We start from the raw sequence: 22545 nt of genomic DNA, 5'->3' as shown, positions 1-22545 counted from the left end.
AGATAAAAATTAATTATATTCGACATTATGTAAATATATACACTATAATGTAAGGTTTTATGTTTATGAATATGAGTTAAACTTATATCATTTTGTATTTTCATTCAGTAGGGCGATAATTTCATACAAATAACTTGTGGCTCTATTTATTTTTAAAAATACCTCTTGACACCGAATCGAACTATATCGCATAATATAAAAAAATTAGATTGAAAATCGTTGAAGGGAATTAGTACATATGTCTTCTTGCGAAAGAGAGTGGAATTCACCGGCTGAAAGATTCCTCGTATAGAATATATCGAACCTATCCCTGAGTCTTAAATGAAAGTTTAGGCGTTCGCCTGCGTTATAGGCACCAAGTGGATATCTATGTATATCAATTAAGGTGGTACCGCGGAACAATGACCGTTTCGTCCTTTTTATTTTATTAAGGGCGAGGCGGTCATTTTTATTTTGCTCTTAAATACTTCAGTGCAGCATTGATGAGAATAGATATAGTTACAAAGTGAATGAAGTGTAATTTATAAAAAACTTTGATTTTAGACTTGGGGGATAAAAAAGTGAAAAAACAACGAGTTGTTGTAAAGATTGGGAGTAGTTCCTTGGCAGATAGTCACGGAGGCATCTCTACAGAACAGCTTTCAGATCACGTTGCCGCATTGGCTCGGTTGAAAGAAGATGGGCACGAGGTTGTGTTAATTACATCTGGAGCCGTCGCTGCAGGTTTTTCAGCGCTAGGATATCCTAGCAGACCTGTAACGATTAAAGGGAAACAGGCTGCAGCAGCTGTCGGACAAAGTTTGTTAATGCAGGCGTACACGGAGGAATTCCGTAAATATGGCATCGTTACTGCGCAACTTTTGCTGACGAGAAGTGATTTTTCTAGAAAAGAACAATATAGTAATGCTTACGCTACGTTAGGAGAATTATTAAACCGTGCCGCTCTTCCAATTATTAATGAGAATGATTCCATCTCTTTAGAGGAGCTAACGTTCGGTGATAATGATATGCTATCAGCTTTAGTAAGCGGGCTTGTTTCGGCGGATATGCTTATGATCTTTACGGATGTGAACGGGTTATATGACAAAAATCCTCAGAAAAATGCGGATGCAAAAAAATATTATTTTCTTCCTGAAGTTACGGAAGAAATTTCTTCTCTTGCAGGAGATGCTGGCTCAAAACTTGGGACTGGCGGTATGAAATCAAAAATCGATGCTGCAAAGACAGCACACTCTCTTGGTGTGAGTGTATTTATCGGAACAGGACGTGGACAGGAAAAGTTTGTAGATGTTTTGAAGGGTAAGGGTGATGGAACGTATGTTGGTAATGCTCCTCAAAAAGAAATGAAGATGAACAAGCAATGGATTGCCTTGCATTCGCTTGTTAGTGGACAAATCGAAGTAGATGCTGGGGCAGCTACTGCCATCATTCAGCATGGGAAGAGTTTACTTCCAGCTGGTGTTACGAATGTATCAGGATTTTTCCAAGTGGGTGAAGTTGTAGAGGTTGTAACGCAACAAGGACGCGTAATAGGAAAAGGACAATGCACATATAGTGCAGAGGAACTAAGAGATGTAAAAGGTATGCAAAGCCAACATATTCAAGTAAGAGGCGAGAGACATAGTTATGAAGTCATCCATAGGGATCATTGGGTTTCACTTTAAAAAGGAGGAAATAAAAATGAATGAAGTGTTGGCAAAGGGGATAAAAGCAAAAGAGGTTGCTAGAGAACTTGTGCTTAAAACTACAGATCAAAAAAATGAAGCACTTGCTGCAATTGCTAATCAGCTGATAGTAGAAACAGCTTATATTTTAGAAGAAAACAAACGGGATATTGAAGAAGGTAAGGAGAAAGGATTTTCTCATTCACTCCTTGATCGCCTTATGCTGAATGAACAGCGTATTGTTGATATGACAGAAGGGATTAAGCAGCTAATTAAATTACGTGATCCTGTAGGAGAATGTGTAAGTGCATGGGAAAGGCCAAATGGACTATCTATTCAGGAAATGCGCGTACCACTTGGTGTTGTTGGGATGATTTACGAGGCAAGACCGAATGTAACAGTGGATGCTGCTACAATTTGTTTGAAGACAGGAAACGCAGTCATATTACGTGGTAGTTCTTCTGCTATTCATTCTAATAAAGCCATCGTTGCCGTTATTCACAGAGCGCTCAAACAAACAAGCTTACCTCAAGAAAGTGTACAGCTTATAGAAGATACAACGCGAGATAGCGCGAAGCAGTTGTTTACAATGAATGATTATCTAGACGTTCTTATTCCAAGAGGTGGCAAACAATTAATCGATACTGTTGTGAGGGAAGCGTCTGTTCCAGTACTTGAAACAGGTGCGGGGAATTGTCATATTTTCATTGATGAAACAGCGGATAAACAAATGGCATTTGATATTATTATAAACGCAAAAACGCAGCGTCCATCTGTATGTAATGCAATTGAAACGATTGTACTTCATGAGAAGTGGGCAGAGCAATATGGTAGCGAGTTGTTTTCTTCCTTGAAGGAAAGAGGAGTGGAGCTACGTGGTGATAATAAAGCAGTGGAGATTGATCCTTCTATCTTACTTGCGACAGAAGAAGACTGGGAAACTGAGTTTTTATCTCTCACACTAGCAGTGAAAGTGGTTTCCACTGTTGAAGAAGCGATTCATCATATAAATACGTATGGATCTATGCATTCTGAAGCAATTATTACTGAAAACGAGGAAAACGTCAGCAAGTTTTTTACTTCTGTAGATGCCGCGGCACTTTATCATAATGCATCGACTCGTTTTACAGATGGATCCGAATTTGGATTCGGAGCGGAAATTGGTATCAGTACACAAAAGTTACACGTAAGAGGACCAATGGGGCTTCCAGCATTAACTTCTACAAAATATGTGATTCGTGGAAATGGGCAAATTCGAAAATAATAATAAAAGACACTCAATTGGCTTGGGTGTCTTTTATTATAAAAATTATTTACCATACAAATAGCCCAACGAGCATAGCACTTAATAAAGAAACAGCCATCCCGCTAACAAGAAGCTTCCAAACATTTTTACCGATGACTGATGATTTTTCTCCGCCAAATAATGAATTGTAAGTTCCGTAAATCATACCTACTGTACTAAAGTTAGCAAAAGAAGCTAGAAATGTCGTTACAACCGCAACCGTATGCGGTTGTAACGACTTTAAGTTTGATTTTAAATCCATCATTGCAACAAATTCATTCGTCGTTATTTTGATCCCCATTAATTCAGCTACATACATAGCATCACTGCCTGATAAACCGAGTAAAAATGCAAAAGGACTAAAGATAATGGAGAAGATTTTTTGAATTGTTAACCCCGTTACAAAAAATCCTAAAATCCCATTTAAACATGCTGTTAAAGCTACATAACCAATTACCATAGCTAAAATAACGATAACCATATTCATCCCAACTAACATACTGTTTGAAATAGTAGAAAAGAAATCCTTTTTTTCATGTTTTGAAGGTGTGTAAACAACGTCTTCTTCTTTCGAAACTTCCACAGGATTTAATAGATTGGCTAAAATTAATGCGTTAATACAATTTAATGGAATGGCGCTGAAAATATATGTTGCTGGCACCATTGATAAATAAGCGCCAAGAATGGATCCGCTAACGCTACTCATACTCATAATTCCAAAAGTTAATAATCGATTTTCTTTTAACACAGATAATTGATCACGAACAACCGCAAGTGCTTCGGTGTTTCCTAAAAACATCATTTGAATCGAAAAGAAACTTTCTAACTTTGGTAAACGAGAAATCTTTGAAATAACTGCACCTACTTTATCAATAATCCAAGTTAAGATTCCGAAATAAGATAGAATATCGAAAAAAGTAATAACAAAAATGATAGGAAGTAACGCACTAAAGAAGAAATCAATGTGCTGACTTTCCATAGCTGAAGGAAATGCAAATCGAATACCTTCATTCGCACATGCTAGTAGCCAACTGAAAAATGACGCAATTTTATTAATGATAATACTGCCGAGCTTTGTGCCTAACATAAACCATGTAATAAAAAGCTCCAATAGGATGAGAATTACAATTGGTCTCCATTTTATATGTTTTTTATTAGGCGAACATAAGAAAACGATTAATATGACAACGAAAATCCCTAACATATTCAATATGAAATACATGTCAACAACTCCTTGAGGCTTATTATTTGTATATAAAAAAGCCTCTATTCTTCCAAATTTGGATTATGATCAGAAGTTATGAAGAGGGTAAATGATGTTTGGGATTCACGTATTTTAATTTGCTTTATTTTGAGCAATCGCAGTAATTACAAAACAAGTAGCTATTTTCAATTGCTTTGTTGGATATTAAACGTATGCGATTTTAAACATCGTTTATCTCGGATTAACGGGCAGTAAGACTTTTACCTCAAAATTCAGGGAAAGCAAAGAAGTTAGGTGGGAGTGGGCTGCCCGCAAAATCCCGATTGGTAAGAGCTGATTAAAGTTTCACTTTATAAATAAGAACGGTGAGTTGGCCATGAACCTTGAAGTTTCCGAAGCTGTATAATTTGTCCTGTATGATAAGCATCATGCAAAAGGATATTCATATATTGTTGCCAAACTGGTAGAGAAGGACTTAGTTGATCTAGTTCTGCTTCTTGAAGGGCGGTTAATGAAGATTGTAAGGCATCATGTACTTGAAGTGTTCGCTTTACTGTTTGTTGCCAAGCGTTATCATCATTAGGCTCACCTTGGATAAAGGTTTCATCATTATTTTGTGGAGCAACAAATGTATTATCTTCATGTAAGCGGGAAAGTAAGCGCTCTTTAAAAATTAATAAATGGTTCACATTTTCCCAAATCGTATTACTGGCAGCACCTTCTGGTTTCCAACATGCTTGTTCAGCAGTAAGATTTTTTAACGCTTCAGATATCGGTGGGTACCATTCTTCCTCGTAAAAAACTTGTTGGACTCCATTTTGCAACATTTCTTTTCTTCCCATTCTTATAGCCTCCTGTTCATTTTTCTTAATAAAATCAATTCGCTTTTCTCTTCAATAAACCTTCTCTATAGTTGAACAAGAGAGTGAAATACAACTTATAACAGAGTCATTAAAAAACTTCATTTTTAATAATCAAGGCTTTCATTGAGTCAGAATGAAAAGAGTATAAACCTTTTTCTGTTTGCTCATTGATCAAAGTTTTTTTTAAATTGCAAAACGGTTCTAAAAATATAGAAGGTAAAATTCGATAAAAATAGAATATGTTATATAGCAAACAAGGAGGGGATAAAAATGGAGGTCTATCACATAACGAGCAGAAAAAGGGAAACATACAACGTTCAGGTGAAATATTCGATACTTTTCGAATGTGCACTTGGCATTGCTGCGATTACTCATAAAAGGTTAATTGATACACTTGAAAAGACTCAAAGTGAATGGGAAGAAATTAAGGAAGCATTAACAGAAGAAATGAGAGAACACTTACAGTTTGTAGAAGAACATAATACGTGGAAAGCATTACTCCAGTTATTGTATGAAGAGGATTTTCAAGATTTATCGCAGTTTAAGTTTAAAATTGATTCACTTTCAGAAGAAGATTTGAAATTTATATGTTTACCGTTTTTAGGAAAGAAGTATGAAGAGAAAAGACGTTTAGCTGCAACGGGAGTTGTATGTGCAATACACGAACTAAAGGAACTAACAGATAATCATCAGTTTTTTTCTACTTATATTAGCTTTATATGTAATGTAGATGTACAAGTGCTGAAATCGCATTTAATCGCTGTTATGACAGGTTGGTATGAGAGTGTTATTAAAAGAGAGGAAGAACAAATACTTTCTATATTAAAACGAGATTATGAAGCAAAAAATGAAATGAATAAAAAGATGAAACCAGAAGAGTTTGTTGAGTGGGCTACTGGTGGCATTAACTATATGCCAGAACCAAGTGTTCATCACGTGCTTCTTATCCCGCAAATGACGTACAGACCGTGGAATATTGAAGCGGATATTGATGATACAAAAGTATTTCATTATCCAGTTGCGAATGAAAGTATTCATCCTGAAGATCCGTATGAACCGAATTATTTTTTAGTTCAAAAACATAAGGCTCTTGGAGATGAAGCGAGATTGCGAATTGTAAAAATGTTGTTTGAAAAAGAACGTACATTACAGGAAATAACGGAAAGATTACAGCTTGGTAAATCGACTGTACACCATCATTTGAAATTGTTACGTGCAGCGAAGTTAGTTGATATACATGACGGAAAATATGTATTAAGAAAGAAAGCAGTACAGTCTTTAGCGAAAGAATTAGATATGTTTTTGAATAGATAATTAACAACGGGAATGTACATAAAGGGAGGAATATAAAAGAAAAGTTGGTGTGTGAAATTGAAAAATATATTGAAAAATCGTTCTTTCTTTTTCATGTGGATTGGTAGTGCAATCTCAGAATTAGGAGGGGCTTTCGGAACGTTATGTAATTCAATTCTAGTATATGAGTTAACAGGATCGGAAATGGCTTTAAGTAGTATGTGGCTATTATATTTCATCCCATCACTCATACTGCAATTAATAAGTGGCCCATTTATTGATAAATGGAGCCGAAAGTGGATTATGATTTTTTCACAATGGATACGGGCGTCCGTATTCTTATTACCTTTGGTGATGCTAGTTACAGGTAGTATAGAAGTTTGGCACATTTATGTTGTTCAAATTGTAGTGGGACTTATTACACCTCTTTATACACCTGCGAGTCAGGCAATTACACCGAGCATTGTAAGTCAAGGACAACTTCAAGCCGCAAATGCGTATATTGATGGAATGACTCGTCTCATGATGTTTCTTGCGCCAGTATTAGGTGGAGTAGTAATTCATTTCATTGGAACAGAACTTACATTATCTTTCGTATGTATTTGTCTATTTGTTAGTGGTGCTTTCTTACTTTATATAAAAGAAAAGAGAACTACAACAGATATACGAAAAACGTGGCTAGAACAATTTCTTCAAGGTTTTACATATTTTTTTACAAAACCAATCATCGTTTGGCTCGGTATATTTCTTACTTTCGTGCAGTTTGGAGTAGGGGTAACGATGGTCACAAATCTTCCTTATATAAAAGACGAGCTGTTAGCGGGATATGCAGAGTACGGCTATTTTATGGCAGGTTTTCCACTTGGCTACGTAATTGGATCAGTAGTAGTCGGAAAAGTAACATATAAAAGCCGGCGTATACTTATGCTTGGAGGATTGTTTATAGGGGGGCTCACATACATTTCATTAGGGTTCAATCATAGTATTATCATTGCAATAATAATTGAAGTAATAGCAGGGATTTGTATTGCATTTTTCAATGTTCATAACACAACAATATGCCAACAAACCGTGCCGAATAATATGATAGGACAAGTATTTTCAGTGCGTTTATTTTTCATACGATCCGCTATGCCGTTAGGTGTGTTAGTAGGGGGAATATTGAGTGAAATGTGGGGAGTAAGAGTGCTATATTTAATTATCGGTGCAATTATATGTGTCACCTCTTTAATAGGGATGTTACTTCCATATTTCAAATTTTTAGATGAGGCGATAGAAAAGAAATCAGCATAATTCAAAAAATTAAAACTTTACAATTGAAAATAATTATCATAATCAATTATAATAGAAGAATACTAGTATTCGTATTACGAAGAGGGAGTGGGATATATGTTTATCGAAACGAAAACATTTACAGTAAAAGAAGGTACATCAAATATAGTTGTAGAACGTTTTACTGGAGAAGGCATAATTGAAAAATTTGAAGGATTCATCGATTTAAGTGTTCTCGTTAAAAAAGTAAGACGCGGTGACGAAGAAGTTGTCGTAATGATTCGCTGGGAATCGGAAGAAGCATGGAAAAACTGGGAAACAAGTGAAGAACACTTAGCTGGACATAGAGCGGGACGTGGTAAACCAAAACCAGATCATATTATTAATGTGGATCATGCGGTTTATTATGTGAAATCATCGAAATCGGCTTATCAACGTTTCAAAGCTTAATAGTAATCATCAAGAGTAATCATTTGAAGGTGTATAGAATTTAAGTATGTATCATATTAGAAGAAGGATTATGAAAGTTTCACTGTAAAGTAAAAAAGACAGACTAATAAATAGTCTGTCTTTTCACATTAATTCTTCACATCATCATAAAGTTCAAGTGCCTCTTTCACATTCAATCCATTTTTTACAATGCCATGTATTGCTTGGATCATCGCAGCTGGGTGCTCGGATTGCCATATGTTTCGGCCCATGTCTACTCCAATTGCGCCTTCTTGCAACGCATTGTACGTAATGTTTAATGCGTCTTCAATTGAATCTAGTTTGGGGCCGCCCGCGATGACTACTGGGGCAGGGCATGTGCTCGTTATTTTTTCGAATCCTTCGCAGTAATACGTTTTAATAATATCAGCACCCATTTCAACACATACGCGGGAAGCAAGTGCTAGAAAGCGAGCTTCACGTTTTTGTAATTCTTTTGCGACTGCGGTAATGCCGAGTACTGGCAGGCCGTAATCATGAGCTTCAGAAACTACATTTGCGAGATTTGTAACAGTTTGTGTTTCATAGTCTGATCCAATGAAAACAGAAACGCCGACGCCAATTGCGTTTTGTTTTACTGCTTCTTTCACAGGTGTAACAATTGTTTCATTCGCTAAATCTTTACCGACGACAGTAGCGCCGCCAGATACACGCATAACCATCGGTGTGCTGCAGTTTTCAGGAATACAGGAGCTAAGTACACCACGCGTTAAAAAGAGAGAATCCGTGTAAGGAAGTAAGTTTTTAACAGTTTCAAGTGGCTGTTCAAGCCCGTGAATTGGCCCTAAAAAGTAGCCGTGATCTATCGCTAACATTACCGCTCTGCCATTAGGTAAAATTGTATTTAATCGATTTTTAAATCCCCAAGTCATTCCAAATCACTCCTTCGTTAATGTTGGATTTTCCGTTTGTACTGTATCTTTATTTGGTAAATGTGGTGACTTTATAAAAACAGCTTTAAAAGGTTTGTCAGAATGGTTAATCAGATAGTGAGATTCATGAGGACGAACTTGCAGGACATCACCTTGTTTAATTGGAACTCTTTCATTATTCACATAGAAATCAATTTCACCTTCTAATGCATAAAAGACTTCCTCGCACGTCGTATGGTAGTGATTTTGAAACTCCTGGCCCGGTTGAATGACAACAAGGCCAAGATCAATATTTGGACCTTGTATTAAATATTTCGGCCCATTATCACCGAAGCGATAGGAGAAGTCATTTTCATTCGCTTTTAACATACATTTTCACTCCTTTATGTAATGTGTTACAGAGCACCAGGCGCAATCCACATATGTGAGGTGAGCCCTTTATCAGCTAAAGCGAGTTGACTGTCATACACAGTTTTCCATGTTTCATAGAATTCTTTATATAGTTCATGATTTTCAGTAATTGGCTCGAATGTGTGCTCCCACTGTACAAACTGTTCAGCAGTTTCTTCCATAGATGAATAGATGCCTGCGCCAACTCCAGCAGCAATCGCAGTTCCTAAAGAAGCTGCTTCTTTCACAACGGGTACTTTTACAGGAATACCAAGGACGTCCGCTAGAATTTGTGGCCATAGTTTTCCTTTAGCGGCACCGCCAGCAAAAATGACTTCAGAAGGGAATGTTCCTGTGAGATTTTCTATTAATTTTAAGTTACCAAGTGTAACGAAGGCAGCATTTTCTTCAATAGCACGGAACAGTTCTTTTTTTCCACATTTGTCAGCATCTAAACTTAAATTTAAAAAAGAAGGTGCGGCATGACGCCAAGAAATGTAGTTCATTACGTTTGAAAAAGTAGGGATAATACCATGTGAGCCGACAGGTACGTCTTTCGCTTGTTCTTCTAATAATGCATAAGCATCTACACCGAGCTTATCAGCTAGTTTCTTTTCCTCTTGGCAAAAAGCGTCTCGAAACCAGCGCATAACGAGACCTGGGAAAAAGGCGATTGTTTCATATTGCCAAAGGTTCGGAACGACGTGACAATTTACTCGAATCGCAGCATGTGGATCTGTTATTGGCTCAGTAACATTCACTTCTTGTTGCCAAAAGCTGCCGCCGCATATTAAAGTTTGATTTGGGTTTACGACTCCAGTCCCGAGTGCTGCCATTTGAGCATCACCGCCGCCAGCGACGACAGGAATCCCTTCAAGTAAACCAGTTAGTGTTGCACACTCTTTTGAAACATTACCAATCACAGTGCCAGCTTCATTTACTTTTGGTGAAAATGGCAAATTTATACCACACTCTTTAGCGACATCGTTATCCCAATTCCTATTTTGTAAATCAAAGATTCCGGACGTACAACCGTTGGAAGGGTCGATTTGCAGTACGCCGCTTAATTTATACAAAATCCAATCATTTAACATCGTAAAGGAGTGAATATTGCTATAGACGTCTGGTTCATGTTTTTTAATCCAAAGTAGACGTGGTAAAGCACCCAATGAAAAAGTTTGCCCAGATTTTCTGTATAAATCTTTTTCAAGATGTGAGCGGATTTCTTTTAGCTCACTAACTTCAGCGGATGCACGGCCATCAACATTTGCACATGCCCATATTTCTTGCCCATGTTTATCATATAAAACAAAACCTTCTCGCATACTTGTAGCGCTAATAGCAAGAATAGAAGAGGCAGGGGTATTGCTTTTTTGAAGAACCTCTTTCGTACATTCTTGTACTAGCTTCCAATTTTCTATTACATCAAAGTTCATAGAGCCTGGATAACGAGGGTCAGATTTGTGAATCCATTCTTTTTGACTTACTGCAATTTGATTACCATGTAAATCAAAAAGAACTGCTCGAATGCTCCCTGTACCAGCATCGAAAGCTAATAAATGGGACATTAACAATCACCATCCTTTCGTAATAAGGAGAGGGCAGTTTCCTCATCGGTAATTAATGAATGAATAAACTTTCCTTTTAAGGCACCATAAATTGCATCTATCTTTTCAGTACCTCCAGCAACACCGACGACATGATTCATATTGCGCAAAATAGAGAGGGGCGTGCCAATTAGACGATTGTGATGCGAGAGCTCTAATAAATCGCCATTTGTATTATAAAACTGTCCTAAAATATCGCCAGCACCGTTTTGACTACGAATATATGTCATCTCACGTAGTGTTAATTTTTCTTCTTTTACAATCGTAGCGTCTTGAGATAATCCCCCAATACCGACAACAGCCGTATGAGCAAGTGAAGCGACTTGAAGCATATCTTTTACACTCGGTTCTGATAGAATACTTTGTGCCATTTCGGTTGTAGACGCTAGAAACGGCGTAGGGATAATGTGAAGTTCGCCTTGCATGTAGTGTAAATAGTTTTGTTTTCTCGGGAGATAGTGATTTACCCCGCCTGTTAGCGTTACGATTGAAAGGTTGATAGAACTTTCAAAATGAATGTTTTCTAGCATTTTACTTATCGTTTCACCCCAGCCGATGCCGAGTAAATCACCTTGTTGGAGATGAGTCTCTAAATATTGTGCAGCGGCTTTTCCGAGAGAAGTAGCATAATTGTTTATTGGAGTAGGGATAATGAAAGCATCTTTTAAGTGGAACTTTTTCATTAAGTCACGTTCAATGCTCAAGCAATGCAAACCGGTTCCTTTTACGTGAAATGTAACGATACCTTCACTGCGCGCTTTATCTAATAACCGGACGACTTTATTTCTTGAAATATGAAGAAGTGACGCGATCTCCTGTTGTGTTAATTGGTCTTTATAATAGTACCAAGCTACTTTAGTTAATAAATTTTCTTCAAAGTTCAGCTGAGTCATACTCTTCATCCCTTTCAACAATTGACCACAGCTTAAACATATGTACCATATATTTTGTTTATTCCAGTTGGAACGATTAATAGTACGTAGAAAAAAGTGTTCTAGATATAAAAAAAGGAATATACAATGCTACAAAACAAGTAGAACAAATAATCATTTTCTTAAAAAATGTTCTGGGTAAAGGCAGGTGACATCATGTGGAGAATGTGCCCTTATTACAAGTGAAGAAAATGAGTAAGGCGTTTTCGAATCAACTTGTGCTAAAGGAAGTGAACTTACAAGTAGAGCATGGTGATATATACGCTTTAGTTGGTGGAAATGGCGCCGGGAAATCGACATTAATGAAAATATTAACGGGGTTATATTCGTATGATGATGGAGAGATGTATGTAAAAGGAATGAAGCAACAGTTTTCAAATCCATCAGAAGCACACCGAAAAGGTATTTATTTAATACCGCAAGAACCACTCATTTTTCCGCATATGACTATTGAAGAAAATATATGTATCGGGTTAAAAGAAAAGAAAAAGAAACTAAAAGTACAGATTCAGCAATTGATTAGCAGCTTAGGATGGGATATTGACCTTAATAAACTAGGAGGAACATTATCGATTGCGCAACAACAGTTAGTAGAAATCGTTAGAGGATTAATAAGAGAAGCTGAGATTCTTATTCTAGATGAGCCAACATCGACATTAACAACACACGAAATTAAGAGTCTTTTTGTGTTGATGAAAAGTTTACAAGAAAAAGGAATTGGGATGATTTATATTACGCATCGTTTTCCAGAAATCTTTGAAATTGCCAACAAAGTAGCAATACTACGTGATGGAATGGTTGTAAGCCAAGGTGATGTATGTGACTATACATATGACATGCTGATGGAGGGACTATTGCCAAAAGGATATAAACAGAAAGAGAAAATAGAAGTAGTTCAAGAGACAGCAAAGACGAAAAAAATATTAGAAGTGGTTGATATAAATGGTCACGCATTCGAAAATATATCATTCACTGTACATGAGGGTGAGGTTGTAGGTGTTGCTGGCATTATAGGATCTGGCAGAACGGAATTAGCAGAAGCGATATTTGGATTGAAAACTATAAAATCAGGGTCTATCTTATTGGGTGGAAAATCAATTGATACGTGTTCTTTGCATAAAAGGCTAGACGAAGGCCTAGTTTATGTGCCAGAGGATAGGGCGAGGAATGGAATTTTCTCAATTGCTTCTGTTAAAGAAAATATTGCAGCAGCAAGTTTATATCAAAATAATCGCTTTTTTATAAATCAAGAAAAAGAAAGCGCTTTAGTTAATTCGTTTATAGAACAGTTCCGAATTGTTGTGCAGAATATGAATAAAGAATTGGCATCTTTATCAGGAGGTAATCAGCAGAAGGTCGTGCTTGCGAAGTATCTTGCATGTAATCCGAAAATTATTATTCTTGATGAGCCGACTCGCGGAATTGATGCGAAAGCAAGGCTTGAAGTGTATGAGACGATAAAAAAAATGAAAAGGGAAGGACTCGCAATTTTATTAATCTCTTCAGATGTTGAAGAAATTATCCAATTAGTAAACCGTGTATATGTAATGAGAAATGGGCGATTTGTTTCTCATATGGAAAAAGAACAACTGAGTGTGAATGAAGTTACACGCCTTGCATACGGAGGTGTAACGGAATGAAACGTATGTATAAAATGCACGAAACGTCTATCATACTGTTACTACTAATTTATATAGCTATTGTAGGGATGATAAACCCTAGTTTTATTCAATTTACCTCGTTATCTTTACTGATGAAATCAAGCGTTATTTTAGTCGTGCTAGCAATCGGTCAATCGTTCGTCTTATTTACGAAAAATATAGATGTATCAGTTGGTTCAAGCATGGGATTAAGTGCAGCAGTTTGCGGAATGATGTTAACGAATGGGTATAGTGCATTCTTGTCGATATTTGTAGCTATTATACTTGGGGCCATTATCGGTTTCGTAAATGGTATTGGAGTTGCGAAGTTTCGGGTACCAGCCATTATTATGACATTAGGCATGTTAGGAATTGTTAGAGGTGCAATGTTAATTTTCACAGGCGGAAAGTGGATTGAAGATATTCCAAACGATTTTAAGCAGCTGTCATCTATCATCATTCTTGGTTTACCTATAACTGTATGGTTCGTTCTTATTATTTTACTACTACTATACTTCTTTTTAAGAAAAGTGCCATTGGGAAGATACTTTTATGCGGTAGGTGATAATGAAGATGGCGCGAGGCTTATTGGTATACCTGTTAATAAAGTGAAGATATATGCGTTTATGATTTCAGGCATAAGCGCTGCGCTCGCTGGTTGCATATTTGTTATGAATATCGGGTTCGTTCCAAATCAAACTGGTACAGGAATGGAACTACAGGTGATTGCAGCTGCTGTGCTAGGAGGAATTCATCTAAAAGGAGGAACAGGTTCTATATTTGGAGCTGCACTAGGAGCATTGTTTTTAGAAGTGATAAGCAGTTCACTTATCTTTTTAAAAATACCAGCATTTTGGAATAATGCTATTTCAGGTTTTTTACTATTACTTATTATCATATTAGATAGCGTCATGAAGAAGTGGAAAGCAGAAAGGAGAATGAATCTATGAAGTATTTTTACAGATGGGAAGGTGTGTTAATCATATTACTTCTTATAGAATTCATTCTCTTTAGTTTTATAAACAGCAATTTCTTAAATATTAGTAATCTCCTTTTTAGTACAAATGATTTTCTATTCATAGCAATCGCGGCAATTCCAATGACTTTCGTTATTGTAACAGGAGGAATTGACGTATCTGTAGGATCAATTATGGGGCTAACCTCGATTTTAATTGGTGTGTTTTGGATGAATGGAATTCATATTTTACTAGCAGTAATAATGGCACTTATAGTCAGTTGCTTAGCAGGAGCTTTAAATGGGCTTATTATAAAATTGACAGATGTAGAACCACTAGTCGTTACACTCGGAACGATGTTTTTATACAGAGGAATTGCACTCGTTATTTCAGGAGGGGCAGGTGCTTCTGGATATGAAGGGATAAGCGGTTTACCTGATACTTATGTACAACTAGCAAATGGTAGTTTTATAGGAATACCCAATTTATTATGGCTACTTATTTTATTAACAATTGTATGCACGATTTTGTTTCACCGAACGATATATGGGCGCCACGTAAAATTAACAGGCGCGAATGAAAATGCAGCAAAATACACCGGGATTAAGACGAAGAAAGTAGTAATCATTGCTTACATACTTTCTGGGTTAGGAGGTGGATTAGGAGGAGCTTTCTTAACTGCATATTTCGGTTCTGCACGTGCTGATATAGGAAGCGAAACAATATTACCAATCATTACAGCAGTAGTATTAGGCGGGACACTTATTACAGGTGGAAAAGGAAGTATTTTCGGTACTGTACTGGCGAGTATTTTCATTGGGCTCATGCAGTATGGCTTGCAAATGACGGGTTTAACAAATGAACAATCCAATGTAGTAATAGGTATTATCCTTATTCTTTCAGTTATTATGAGACATTTCAAATTACATCAATTTTTAGCGGGGAAAAGACAGAATTTGCATAAGGGGGAAATGTCATGAAGAGAAAACTAGGGATTGTATTGATTGTATGTATTTGTTTAATCGGTTTAATTGCGTGTTCTAGCCAAACGGCAGATAAGAAAAAGGCTGATGATGTGAAATTTGCATTTATTCCGAAATTAACAGGAGTTGGTTTCTTCACATCGGGAGGTGAAGGAGCAAAGGAGATGGGAGAGAAGCTAGGCGTACAAGTGAAATATGATGGGCCGTCTGAAGCGAGTGTATCAGGGCAAGTAAAGTATATAAATAATTTTATTAACCAAAACTATGATGCACTTATGGTTTCCTCTACATCAGTTGATGGTTTATCGCAATCACTACAACGTGCTAAGAAAAAAGGAATGACCGTCTTAACATGGGATTCTGATGTGAATCCGAAAGATCGTTCTTTTTATATAAGCCAAGGAACACCAGACCAACTTGCTAACTTATTAATAGAAATGACTTCTAAGCAAATTGGAGATAAAGGAAAAGTAGCATTCTTTTATTCTAGCCCGACAGTAACGGATCAAAACCAATGGGTAACGAAAGCGAAAGAAATTATTAAAAAGAAATATCCGAACTGGGAAATTGTAACGACGCAGTACGGTGAAAATAATGCACAAAAATCTTTATCCGTAGGGGAGAACATATTAAAAACGTATCCAGATATTAACGCAGTTATTTGTCCAGATGCAACAGCACTCCCAGCAATGGCGCAGGCAGCTGAAAACTTAAAAATGGATAAAAAAGTAGTGGTAACTGGATTTTCTACACCGAACGTTATGCGTGATTATGTAAAACGAGGAACAGTACAACAATTTGGTTTATGGGATGTAAAACAACAAGGTGCTCTCGCAACGTATGTAGCAAATGAAATTGTTGTAAAAGGGAAGAAGTTAAAAGTAGGGGATAGCTTCGAAGTAAAAGGAATTGGAAAAGTGAAAGTAGAGCCAAACTCCATTCAAGGATATGATTATGAGGCAGAAGGGAACGGAATTATCGTATTACCAGAACGAGTTGTATTTACGAAAGATAATATTGATAAGTATAATTTTTAGTAGACAAAAAAACGTCCGAATATATCGGACGTTTTTTTATTTCTGCATTAATTATGAACAGTTTCTTTTTCGTTTAATCCAAGTGTACGACCAGTAGAAGTGTGAAGGTCTTGGAACAATCTTGGATTTTCAGTTAGTGAAATGCCATATGAAGGAATCATTTCTTTTATTTTTTCTTCCCATTCTACCATGCGGCTTGGGAAACATTTTTCTAATACTTCGAGCATGACGTGAACAGCAGTAGAAGCACCTGGTGATGCGCCTAGTAATGCGGCGATTGAGCCATCAGCTGCACTTACTACTTCTGTACCAAATTGAAGTGTTCCTTTACCGCCAGCATCAGTATCTTTAATTACTTGTACACGTTGTCCAGCAACTACAATATCCCAATCTTCACTTTTCGCGTTCGGAATGAATTCGCGTAATTCTTCCATACGTTTTTCATGTGATAACATAACTTGCTGAATTAAGTATTTTGTAAGTCCCATTTCTTTTACACCAGCGGCTAACATCGTTAAGACATTATTCGGTTTTACAGAACCGATTAAGTCAAGATTTGAGCCAGTTTTTAAGAATTTAGGTGAGAAGCCTGCGAATGGTCCAAACAGTAAGGCTTTTTTATTGTCTATATATCTCGTATCTAGATGAGGTACAGACATTGGCGGAGCGCCAACTTTAGCTTTACCGTACACTTTCGCATGATGCTGCTCTACAACTTTTTTGTTTTTACATACCATAAATAGTCCACTTACTGGGAAGCCACCGATATGCTTTGATTCAGGGATACCAGTCTTTTGAAGTAGAGGTAGGCTACCGCCACCGCCGCCAATAAAGACGAATTTAGCAGTATGATGCTCAATTTTACCACTATTCATATCGTGTACTTTTACTTCCCATAAACCATTTTTCGTGCGCTTAATATTTTCGACACTATGCTTGTAGTTTAGCTCGACATTTTTTGTTTTTAAGTAATCAAACAACATACGTGTTAATGCACCGAAGTTAACATCTGTTCCAGAGTCAATCTTCGTTGCCGCCATCGGTTCATTAGATGTGCGACCTTCCATAATGAGTGGAAGCCATTTTTTTAATGTTTCAGGAGCATCAGAAAATTCCATTCCTTGAAACAGTGGATTTTTTGAAAGCGCTTCAAAACGGTTTTTTAGAAACTCAACATTTTTTTCCCCTTGTACTAAACTCATATGAGGTAGTGGCATAATAAAATCTTGTGGATTACGAATTAATTTGCTCTTTACAAGATATGCCCAAAATTGTCTTGAAAGCTGGAATTGCTCATTCACTTTTACAGCTTTACTAATATCTATAGATCCGTCAGCTTTTTCGGAAGTATAGTTCAGTTCGCATAGCGCAGAATGCCCTGTACCTGCATTATTCCATTCGTTAGAGCTTTCTTCCCCGGCACTTGCGAGTTTTTCAAAAACTTTAATTTCCCATTCTGGTGCTAATTCTTTTAGTAATGAGCCTAACGTTGCACTCATAATTCCTGCACCAATTAAGATAACGTCTGTTTTTTGCTGCATGTTGCTCATGATAATCTCTCCATCCCCTATATTGGCAAAAAAGTGTAGGTGTTTTCTATGTCTAAGCCGTAAAAGAGAAACACCGCCTAGGCCCCACCTAGGTGTATACTTTTTTGTCTCAATTATATAACCATCTCATACTCTATTATAATAATTAATAGACTAAAATATCTAGTGTTATCTGATAATTTTAAACTATTTAACGTTTTATTCGCTAAAAATCTTATTTAACAAGCTCTTTTAAGGTGGTAAATAGAAAAAAATTACAGTTTGAAATTATCTCGAAAAAGCTTACGTATCCTTAAGTGACTAAATCGAGTACCTTTTTATGGGATTATTCTTTCTGTAATGGTAAGATTATTCTGAAAAATAAAAAGGAGGGACTCTAATGTGTACAAAAGAACAAATTTCAAACTTATTTCGAAACTTTTCAATAAAGGAATGTAAAGGGTCAAGTGATTTATATGAATATTTATCAATGAAAATTGCTGAAGATGAGGAAGTACTTACACTATCGTCCTATGCTCAGGTAGGTCAACCAGTCCCAAACTTACTATTGGGTGCAGTACATTATTTATTGCTAGCAGGGAAAGAACATCATTTAAAAACGTATTATAGTAGTTTAGTTGAAAATGCTGATACAAATTTAGATAAAGCTTTTAATCATTTTAAAGATTTCTGTAAAGAGTACCGAGAAGAAATCATTACTTTGTTACAAACGAAACTCGTTCAAACAAATGAAGTAAGACGGTGCGCATACTTATACCCAAGTTTCTGCTACATATTTAACAAAGTGAAGAAGCCGTTAGCGTTAATTGAAATTGGGACAAGTTCTGGGTTGCAACTGTTCTGGGACCAATATCGTTATTCGTACGGGACGGATGAAATGTACGGAAATATAAATTCAAATGTGCATGTAACTTCTGAAATAAGAGGGGAGAATGTACCGCATTTTCTAAAAGAAAGCCCATCTGTCGTAGAAAGAATCGGACTGGACTTACATGTGAATGATTTACATAATGAGGAAGATTATTTATGGTTACGTGCTTTAATTTGGCCAGAACATAAAGAAAGGCTTGAGATGTTTGATCAAGCTGCATCTTTAGTGAAAAATGAATCTGTCCAATTAATAGAAGGAGACGGTGTAGAGCTATTATCATCTATTATTGAACAAATAAGTGAAGAAGCTGTTATTTGTATTTTCCATACACACGTCGCAAATCAAATACCAGAACAAGTTAAACATAAATTAGAAAAACAAATACAAGAAATCGGCGCAAAACGTGATGTATTCCACCTGTATAACAATATGTGGGATCGTGACCTTCATATTGATTATTATATTAACGGAAACGAATATCGTGAAACGGTTGGAGAAACAGAAGGACACGGGAGATGGTTTAGCTGGAAGATTGGAAACGAGACGCTTATTTAGATTAATAGGGGCGCCCTCACTTGTAAAAGAAGGGACCATAGGCTCAAGCATTGACTAAATGGTTAAGGAATAAATGTATTAGTAACATACAAAAAATGCTTCGGAGAAATCCTAAGCATTTTTTGAATTACATTTAAACCCCATAATGGATCATGTACTTCTGTTCTGCTGCAGCTTGTACAATGTAAGTTAAATCGTAATTTCTATTTGATTGCCTTCTGGATCGCCTATTACACTTTCATAATAGCCATCTCCAGTAAAACGTGGTCCATTTAATAAAGGATAACCAGCATCTTTTATCACCTTTGTCAGTTCATTCACTCGTTCTTCACTACCGACAGAAAAAGCCATATGAGCATAGCCGGTTATGTTTAAATTAGGCTTATTTTCAATCCCTTTTTTACGCATAAGTTCAAGCCTTGCTCCAGATTCGAACGTAATAAAATAAGATTCAAATTGTTTCATTTCATTATGGTATAACGAGTTTGCTTTACCATTAAAATATTTTATATAAAAATCACGCATACATTTTAAGTCATTTACCCAAATTGCAATATGTTCAATTTTCATAGGTTTCACCAATCCTATCTGTATCAATTAGGCTTCCACTGTATTAAATTTGCATTTGCATTGCAACAATTTTGCTTTGCTATTAAAGCTAGTTGTTAATTTTTGATTATGTACGTACATACAATATGTAATTAAGTGAATGACCATCATAGTAATTACAGAAAAGGGTGAATACAGTATATGAATCAATTTGAACAAATGATGTACGTTGGTGTCATCATGTCTATTGTACTATCTGTAATGATTTTAGGGTCCTTATATTATAATCCTCGACTTTCGTTAACTGATTATCCGAAAGATATTCAAAAAGTAGTTTTTCCAAAATCGATTCATGAAAAAAAGCAAAGCATTTATTTTAATATTGTATATAATACTATTCTTTTCGGTAGTCCTTTCGTTTCTACATATATACTACATAAGCATGAAAAGTTAATGTATATGGATGCCTATTTACACAATTTTGGTATTTTAATGATTTTCAATTTAGTAGATTTACTTATAATTGATTGGCTAATTTTTTGCTGGATTACTCCAAGGTTTGTTGTGATTCCTAGTACGGAAGGTATGAAAGGATATAAAGATTATAAGTTTCATTTAAGAGGGGCTATTGTCGCTACTCAAATTTTAGCAATCGTAAGTTTATTTTTGGCGGGAATTGCTACAACTATTTAGTGTGAAGAAGAGCATGGAGCTTTTATAAAAGATAAGGAGATTTATAATATATAGAATTAGAAATGAGAATTTGATAGTATTGGAGTAAGGAGTTTTAATAACGGTATATTAAACAATATTAATATACTGTTGCAAATGTTTTGATATTATGTAAAATTATACAGTTTTACGGAGACATTTGATAAAATTCGAAAAAATATAATGGAGGCTAATATGAAAAAAGTAATTGGCGCAGCAACCGCAACTATTTTTGGATTGGGGGCGTTTACCTCAACTGCTACCGCAGAAACAATCGTAACAGCAGATGTACTTAACGTACGTGAAAAACCGACTACAGAATCAAAAGTGGTCGAAAAAGTAAAGAATGGGCAAGAGTTAAAAGTCATAAATACCGAAGATGGCTGGTCAAAAATTGAGTTGAATGGTAAAGAAGTGTTTGTAAGTTCGGAGTTTACAAAAGATGTATATCATGTAACGGCGAATTTGTTAAATGTACGTACTGAAGCAAACACGGATTCAGAAATTCTTGGCAGACTAAAAAAAGATGATGTAATTGAATCAACGCATCAAGTAAAAGACGGATGGCTGCAATTTGAGTATAAAGGAAAAACTGCTTATGCAAACGTTTCTTTCCTATCAAGTACAGCACCAACTGAAAAGAAAACCGAAGAGAAAACGAAGCAAGTAGCGAAAGTACAAAAATCAGTTAAAGAAAAGAAAGAAGTAAAGACGCAGAAAGTAGCAAAAGCGAAAGAAACAACGAAAGCACAAGAAATAGTAAAGCCTAAAGAAGAGGTAAAAGTCAAAGAAGAAGTAAAAGTTAAAGAAGAAGCGAAAGTGCAAGAAATAGTAAAGCCTAAAGAAGAAGCAAAAGTCAAAGAAGAAGTAAAAGCGCAAGAAATAGTAAAGCCTAAAGAAGAGGCAAAAGTCAAAGAAGAAGCGAAAGTGCAAGAAATAGTAAAGCCTAAAGAAGAAGCAAAAGTCAAAGAAGAAGCGAAAGTGCAAGAAATAGTAAAGCCTAAAGAAGAAGAAAAAGTCAAAGAAGAAGCGAAAGCGCAAGAAATAGTAAAAGCTAAAGAAGAAGAAAAAGTACAAGAAATAGCAAAAGCTAAAGAAGAAGAGAAAGCAAGAGAAATAGCAAAAGCTAAAGAAGAAGAGAAAGCAAGAGAAATAGCAAAAGCTAAAGAAGAAGAGAAAGCAAGAGAAATAGCAAAAGCTAAAGAAGAAGAGAAAGCAAGAGAAATAGCAAAAGCTAAAGAAGAAGAGAAAGCAAGAGAAATAGCAAAAGCTAAAGAAGAAGAGAAAGCAAGAGAAATAGCAAAGGCTAAAGAAGAAGAGAGAGTAAGAGAAATAGCAAAGGCTAAAGAAGAAGAAAAAGCAAGAGAAATAGCAAAGGCTAAAGAAGAAGAGAGAGCGAAAGAAGTATCTAAAAACAACATACAGTCTGCTAAACGTGAATTAACGGTAGTAGCGACAGCGTATACTGCTGATCCAAGTGAAAATGGTACATATGGTGGACGCGTTTTAACTGCGATGGGTCATGATTTAACGGCAAATCCGAATATGAGAATTATCGCAGTTGATCCGAAAGTAATCCCATTAGGATCTAAAGTATGGGTAGAAGGTTATGGAGAAGCTATCGCTGGTGATACTGGAAGTGCAATTAAAGGTAATCGTATTGATGTTTTAATGGGTTCAAAAAGTAAAGCTATGAATTGGGGAAGACAAACTGTTAAAGTGAAAATTTTATAATAACAATAATTATCCAAATAGAAGTCAGTTCTCTTTATTGAGGCTGGCTTTTATTTTTTTAGTAGAAGGATAATAGGATTTTTAAATG

20 protein-coding genes and 1 other annotated feature are annotated in these 22545 nt (G+C 36.1%); of the genes, 12 read left to right on the top strand and 8 right to left on the bottom strand.

Features of this window, described 5'->3' with window-relative positions:
• Positions 1-210 precede the first annotated feature (210 nt).
• Positions 211-421: a binding site (T-box leader), on the top strand.
• 139 nt (positions 422-560) lie between these two features.
• Positions 561-1664, top strand: a complete 1104-nt coding sequence (proB, locus tag NST86_RS14925) for a glutamate 5-kinase (RefSeq protein ID WP_016118119.1) — start codon at positions 561-563, stop codon at positions 1662-1664.
• A gap of 16 nt (positions 1665-1680) precedes the next feature.
• Complete coding sequence (locus NST86_RS14920; RefSeq protein ID WP_001006622.1) at positions 1681-2928, top strand: glutamate-5-semialdehyde dehydrogenase; 1248 nt, start codon at positions 1681-1683, stop codon at positions 2926-2928.
• Positions 2929-2977: 49 nt separating this feature from the next.
• Here NST86_RS14920 and NST86_RS14915 read toward each other — a convergent pair whose 3' ends face one another.
• Together NST86_RS14915 and NST86_RS14910 are read right to left on the bottom strand one after the other, a co-directional pair.
• The gene (locus NST86_RS14915; protein ID WP_227593160.1) at positions 2978-4171 is read right to left on the bottom strand and encodes a NupC/NupG family nucleoside CNT transporter; all 1194 of its coding nucleotides are present in this window, start codon (positions 4169-4171) and stop codon (positions 2978-2980) included.
• Between the two features lie 332 nt (positions 4172-4503).
• Positions 4504-4995, bottom strand: a complete 492-nt coding sequence (locus NST86_RS14910; RefSeq protein ID WP_000532722.1) for a DinB family protein — start codon at positions 4993-4995, stop codon at positions 4504-4506.
• A gap of 291 nt (positions 4996-5286) precedes the next feature.
• On the opposite strand from NST86_RS14910, the gene NST86_RS14905 reads away from it, so the two are divergent.
• The 3 genes from NST86_RS14905 (at position 5287) to hmoA (ending at position 8031) form a co-directional block, all read left to right on the top strand.
• On the top strand, positions 5287-6330 hold the full coding sequence (locus NST86_RS14905) for an ArsR/SmtB family transcription factor (RefSeq protein WP_000454577.1): 1044 nt from the start codon (positions 5287-5289) through the stop codon (positions 6328-6330).
• 51 nt (positions 6331-6381) lie between these two features.
• On the top strand, positions 6382-7602 hold the full coding sequence (locus NST86_RS14900) for an MFS transporter (RefSeq protein ID WP_086423122.1): 1221 nt from the start codon (positions 6382-6384) through the stop codon (positions 7600-7602).
• Between the two features lie 96 nt (positions 7603-7698).
• Entirely contained in the window at positions 7699-8031 is a 333-nt protein-coding gene (hmoA, locus tag NST86_RS14895) for a heme-degrading monooxygenase HmoA (protein WP_000469499.1), read from the top strand.
• A gap of 128 nt (positions 8032-8159) precedes the next feature.
• On the opposite strand, the gene lsrF is transcribed toward hmoA, so the two are convergent.
• Genes lsrF through NST86_RS14875 form a run of 4 tightly spaced genes read right to left on the bottom strand, consistent with a single transcriptional unit; the run spans position 8160 to position 11832 of the window.
• The gene (gene lsrF, locus NST86_RS14890; RefSeq protein ID WP_000219793.1) at positions 8160-8942 is read right to left on the bottom strand and encodes a 3-hydroxy-5-phosphonooxypentane-2,4-dione thiolase; all 783 of its coding nucleotides are present in this window, start codon (positions 8940-8942) and stop codon (positions 8160-8162) included.
• 6 nt (positions 8943-8948) lie between these two features.
• Entirely contained in the window at positions 8949-9311 is a 363-nt protein-coding gene (locus tag NST86_RS14885; protein WP_000909986.1) for a cupin domain-containing protein, read from the bottom strand.
• Between the two features lie 26 nt (positions 9312-9337).
• On the bottom strand, positions 9338-10900 hold the full coding sequence (lsrK, locus tag NST86_RS14880) for an autoinducer-2 kinase (RefSeq protein WP_140159012.1): 1563 nt from the start codon (positions 10898-10900) through the stop codon (positions 9338-9340).
• A complete protein-coding gene (locus NST86_RS14875) occupies positions 10900-11832 on the bottom strand; it encodes a sugar-binding transcriptional regulator (protein ID WP_000192702.1) in 933 nt (310 codons plus the stop codon). Before NST86_RS14875 ends, lsrK begins: the two co-directional genes overlap by 1 nt.
• A gap of 197 nt (positions 11833-12029) precedes the next feature.
• Between NST86_RS14875 and NST86_RS14870 the strand changes: the two genes are divergently transcribed.
• The 4 genes from NST86_RS14870 to lsrB are packed head-to-tail and all read left to right on the top strand — an operon-like array spanning position 12030 to position 16487.
• Positions 12030-13511: a sugar ABC transporter ATP-binding protein gene (locus NST86_RS14870; protein WP_000432623.1), complete on the top strand. Its 1482-nt coding sequence runs from the start codon at positions 12030-12032 to the stop codon at positions 13509-13511.
• Complete coding sequence (locus tag NST86_RS14865; RefSeq protein WP_044797286.1) at positions 13508-14461, top strand: ABC transporter permease subunit; 954 nt, start codon at positions 13508-13510, stop codon at positions 14459-14461. The genes NST86_RS14870 and NST86_RS14865 overlap by 4 nt, the downstream gene beginning before the upstream one ends.
• Positions 14458-15447: an ABC transporter permease gene (locus NST86_RS14860; RefSeq protein ID WP_140159011.1), complete on the top strand. Its 990-nt coding sequence runs from the start codon at positions 14458-14460 to the stop codon at positions 15445-15447. Before NST86_RS14865 ends, NST86_RS14860 begins: the two co-directional genes overlap by 4 nt.
• Positions 15444-16487, top strand: coding sequence for an autoinducer 2 ABC transporter substrate-binding protein LsrB (lsrB, locus tag NST86_RS14855; RefSeq protein WP_000823656.1), 1044 nt, complete (start codon positions 15444-15446; stop codon positions 16485-16487). The genes NST86_RS14860 and lsrB overlap by 4 nt, the downstream gene beginning before the upstream one ends.
• Before the next feature lie 47 nt (positions 16488-16534).
• Here the strand turns inward: lsrB and NST86_RS14850 are convergent, their stop codons facing one another.
• Positions 16535-18037 (bottom strand): malate:quinone oxidoreductase, encoded by a 1503-nt coding sequence (locus tag NST86_RS14850; RefSeq protein ID WP_016118114.1) that lies wholly within the window; start codon positions 18035-18037, stop codon positions 16535-16537.
• 379 nt (positions 18038-18416) lie between these two features.
• Between NST86_RS14850 and NST86_RS14845 the strand changes: the two genes are divergently transcribed.
• Positions 18417-19463 carry a DUF2332 domain-containing protein gene (locus NST86_RS14845; protein WP_016118113.1) on the top strand — a complete coding sequence of 349 codons (1047 nt, stop codon included), beginning with the start codon at positions 18417-18419 and terminating at the stop codon, positions 19461-19463.
• Positions 19464-19652: 189 nt separating this feature from the next.
• Here the strand turns inward: NST86_RS14845 and NST86_RS14840 are convergent, their stop codons facing one another.
• On the bottom strand, positions 19653-20033 hold the full coding sequence (locus NST86_RS14840) for a VOC family protein (protein WP_000687546.1): 381 nt from the start codon (positions 20031-20033) through the stop codon (positions 19653-19655).
• Between the two features lie 180 nt (positions 20034-20213).
• Here NST86_RS14840 and NST86_RS14835 point away from each other — a divergent pair, with 180 nt between their 5' ends.
• Entirely contained in the window at positions 20214-20705 is a 492-nt protein-coding gene (locus NST86_RS14835) for a hypothetical protein (protein WP_001071231.1), read from the top strand.
• Between the two features lie 213 nt (positions 20706-20918).
• Positions 20919-22457 (top strand): cell wall-binding protein EntB, encoded by a 1539-nt coding sequence (gene entB / locus NST86_RS14830; protein ID WP_340934036.1) that lies wholly within the window; start codon positions 20919-20921, stop codon positions 22455-22457.
• Positions 22458-22545 lie beyond the last annotated feature (88 nt).

Source organism: Bacillus sp. FSL L8-0199, from assembly GCF_038005705.1.
Taxonomy (GTDB): domain Bacteria; phylum Bacillota; class Bacilli; order Bacillales; family Bacillaceae_G; genus Bacillus_A; species Bacillus_A cereus.
Note: the sequence above shows the minus strand (reverse complement) of the source record. Positions and strands in the feature narration are given on the sequence as shown.

Bases quoted from the DNA above. Each gene is read 5' to 3' on its own strand.
- NST86_RS14920 (WP_001006622.1), top strand. From the start codon at position 1,681: ATGAATGAAGTGTTGGCAAAGGGGATAAAAGCAAAAGAGGTTGCTAGA.
- NST86_RS14915 (WP_227593160.1), bottom strand. From the start codon at position 4,171: ATGTATTTCATATTGAATATGTTAGGGATTTTCGTTGTCATATTAATC.
- NST86_RS14910 (WP_000532722.1), bottom strand. From the start codon at position 4,995: ATGGGAAGAAAAGAAATGTTGCAAAATGGAGTCCAACAAGTTTTTTAC.
- NST86_RS14905 (WP_000454577.1), top strand. From the start codon at position 5,287: ATGGAGGTCTATCACATAACGAGCAGAAAAAGGGAAACATACAACGTT.
- hmoA (WP_000469499.1), top strand. From the start codon at position 7,699: ATGTTTATCGAAACGAAAACATTTACAGTAAAAGAAGGTACATCAAAT.
- lsrF (WP_000219793.1), bottom strand. From the start codon at position 8,942: ATGACTTGGGGATTTAAAAATCGATTAAATACAATTTTACCTAATGGC.
- NST86_RS14885 (WP_000909986.1), bottom strand. From the start codon at position 9,311: ATGTTAAAAGCGAATGAAAATGACTTCTCCTATCGCTTCGGTGATAAT.
- lsrK (WP_140159012.1), bottom strand. From the start codon at position 10,900: ATGTCCCATTTATTAGCTTTCGATGCTGGTACAGGGAGCATTCGAGCA.
- NST86_RS14875 (WP_000192702.1), bottom strand. From the start codon at position 11,832: ATGACTCAGCTGAACTTTGAAGAAAATTTATTAACTAAAGTAGCTTGG.
- NST86_RS14865 (WP_044797286.1), top strand. From the start codon at position 13,508: ATGAAACGTATGTATAAAATGCACGAAACGTCTATCATACTGTTACTA.
- NST86_RS14860 (WP_140159011.1), top strand. From the start codon at position 14,458: ATGAAGTATTTTTACAGATGGGAAGGTGTGTTAATCATATTACTTCTT.
- lsrB (WP_000823656.1), top strand. From the start codon at position 15,444: ATGAAGAGAAAACTAGGGATTGTATTGATTGTATGTATTTGTTTAATC.
- NST86_RS14850 (WP_016118114.1), bottom strand. From the start codon at position 18,037: ATGAGCAACATGCAGCAAAAAACAGACGTTATCTTAATTGGTGCAGGA.
- NST86_RS14845 (WP_016118113.1), top strand. From the start codon at position 18,417: ATGTGTACAAAAGAACAAATTTCAAACTTATTTCGAAACTTTTCAATA.
- NST86_RS14840 (WP_000687546.1), bottom strand. From the start codon at position 20,033: ATGAAAATTGAACATATTGCAATTTGGGTAAATGACTTAAAATGTATG.
- NST86_RS14835 (WP_001071231.1), top strand. From the start codon at position 20,214: ATGAATCAATTTGAACAAATGATGTACGTTGGTGTCATCATGTCTATT.
- entB (WP_340934036.1), top strand. From the start codon at position 20,919: ATGAAAAAAGTAATTGGCGCAGCAACCGCAACTATTTTTGGATTGGGG.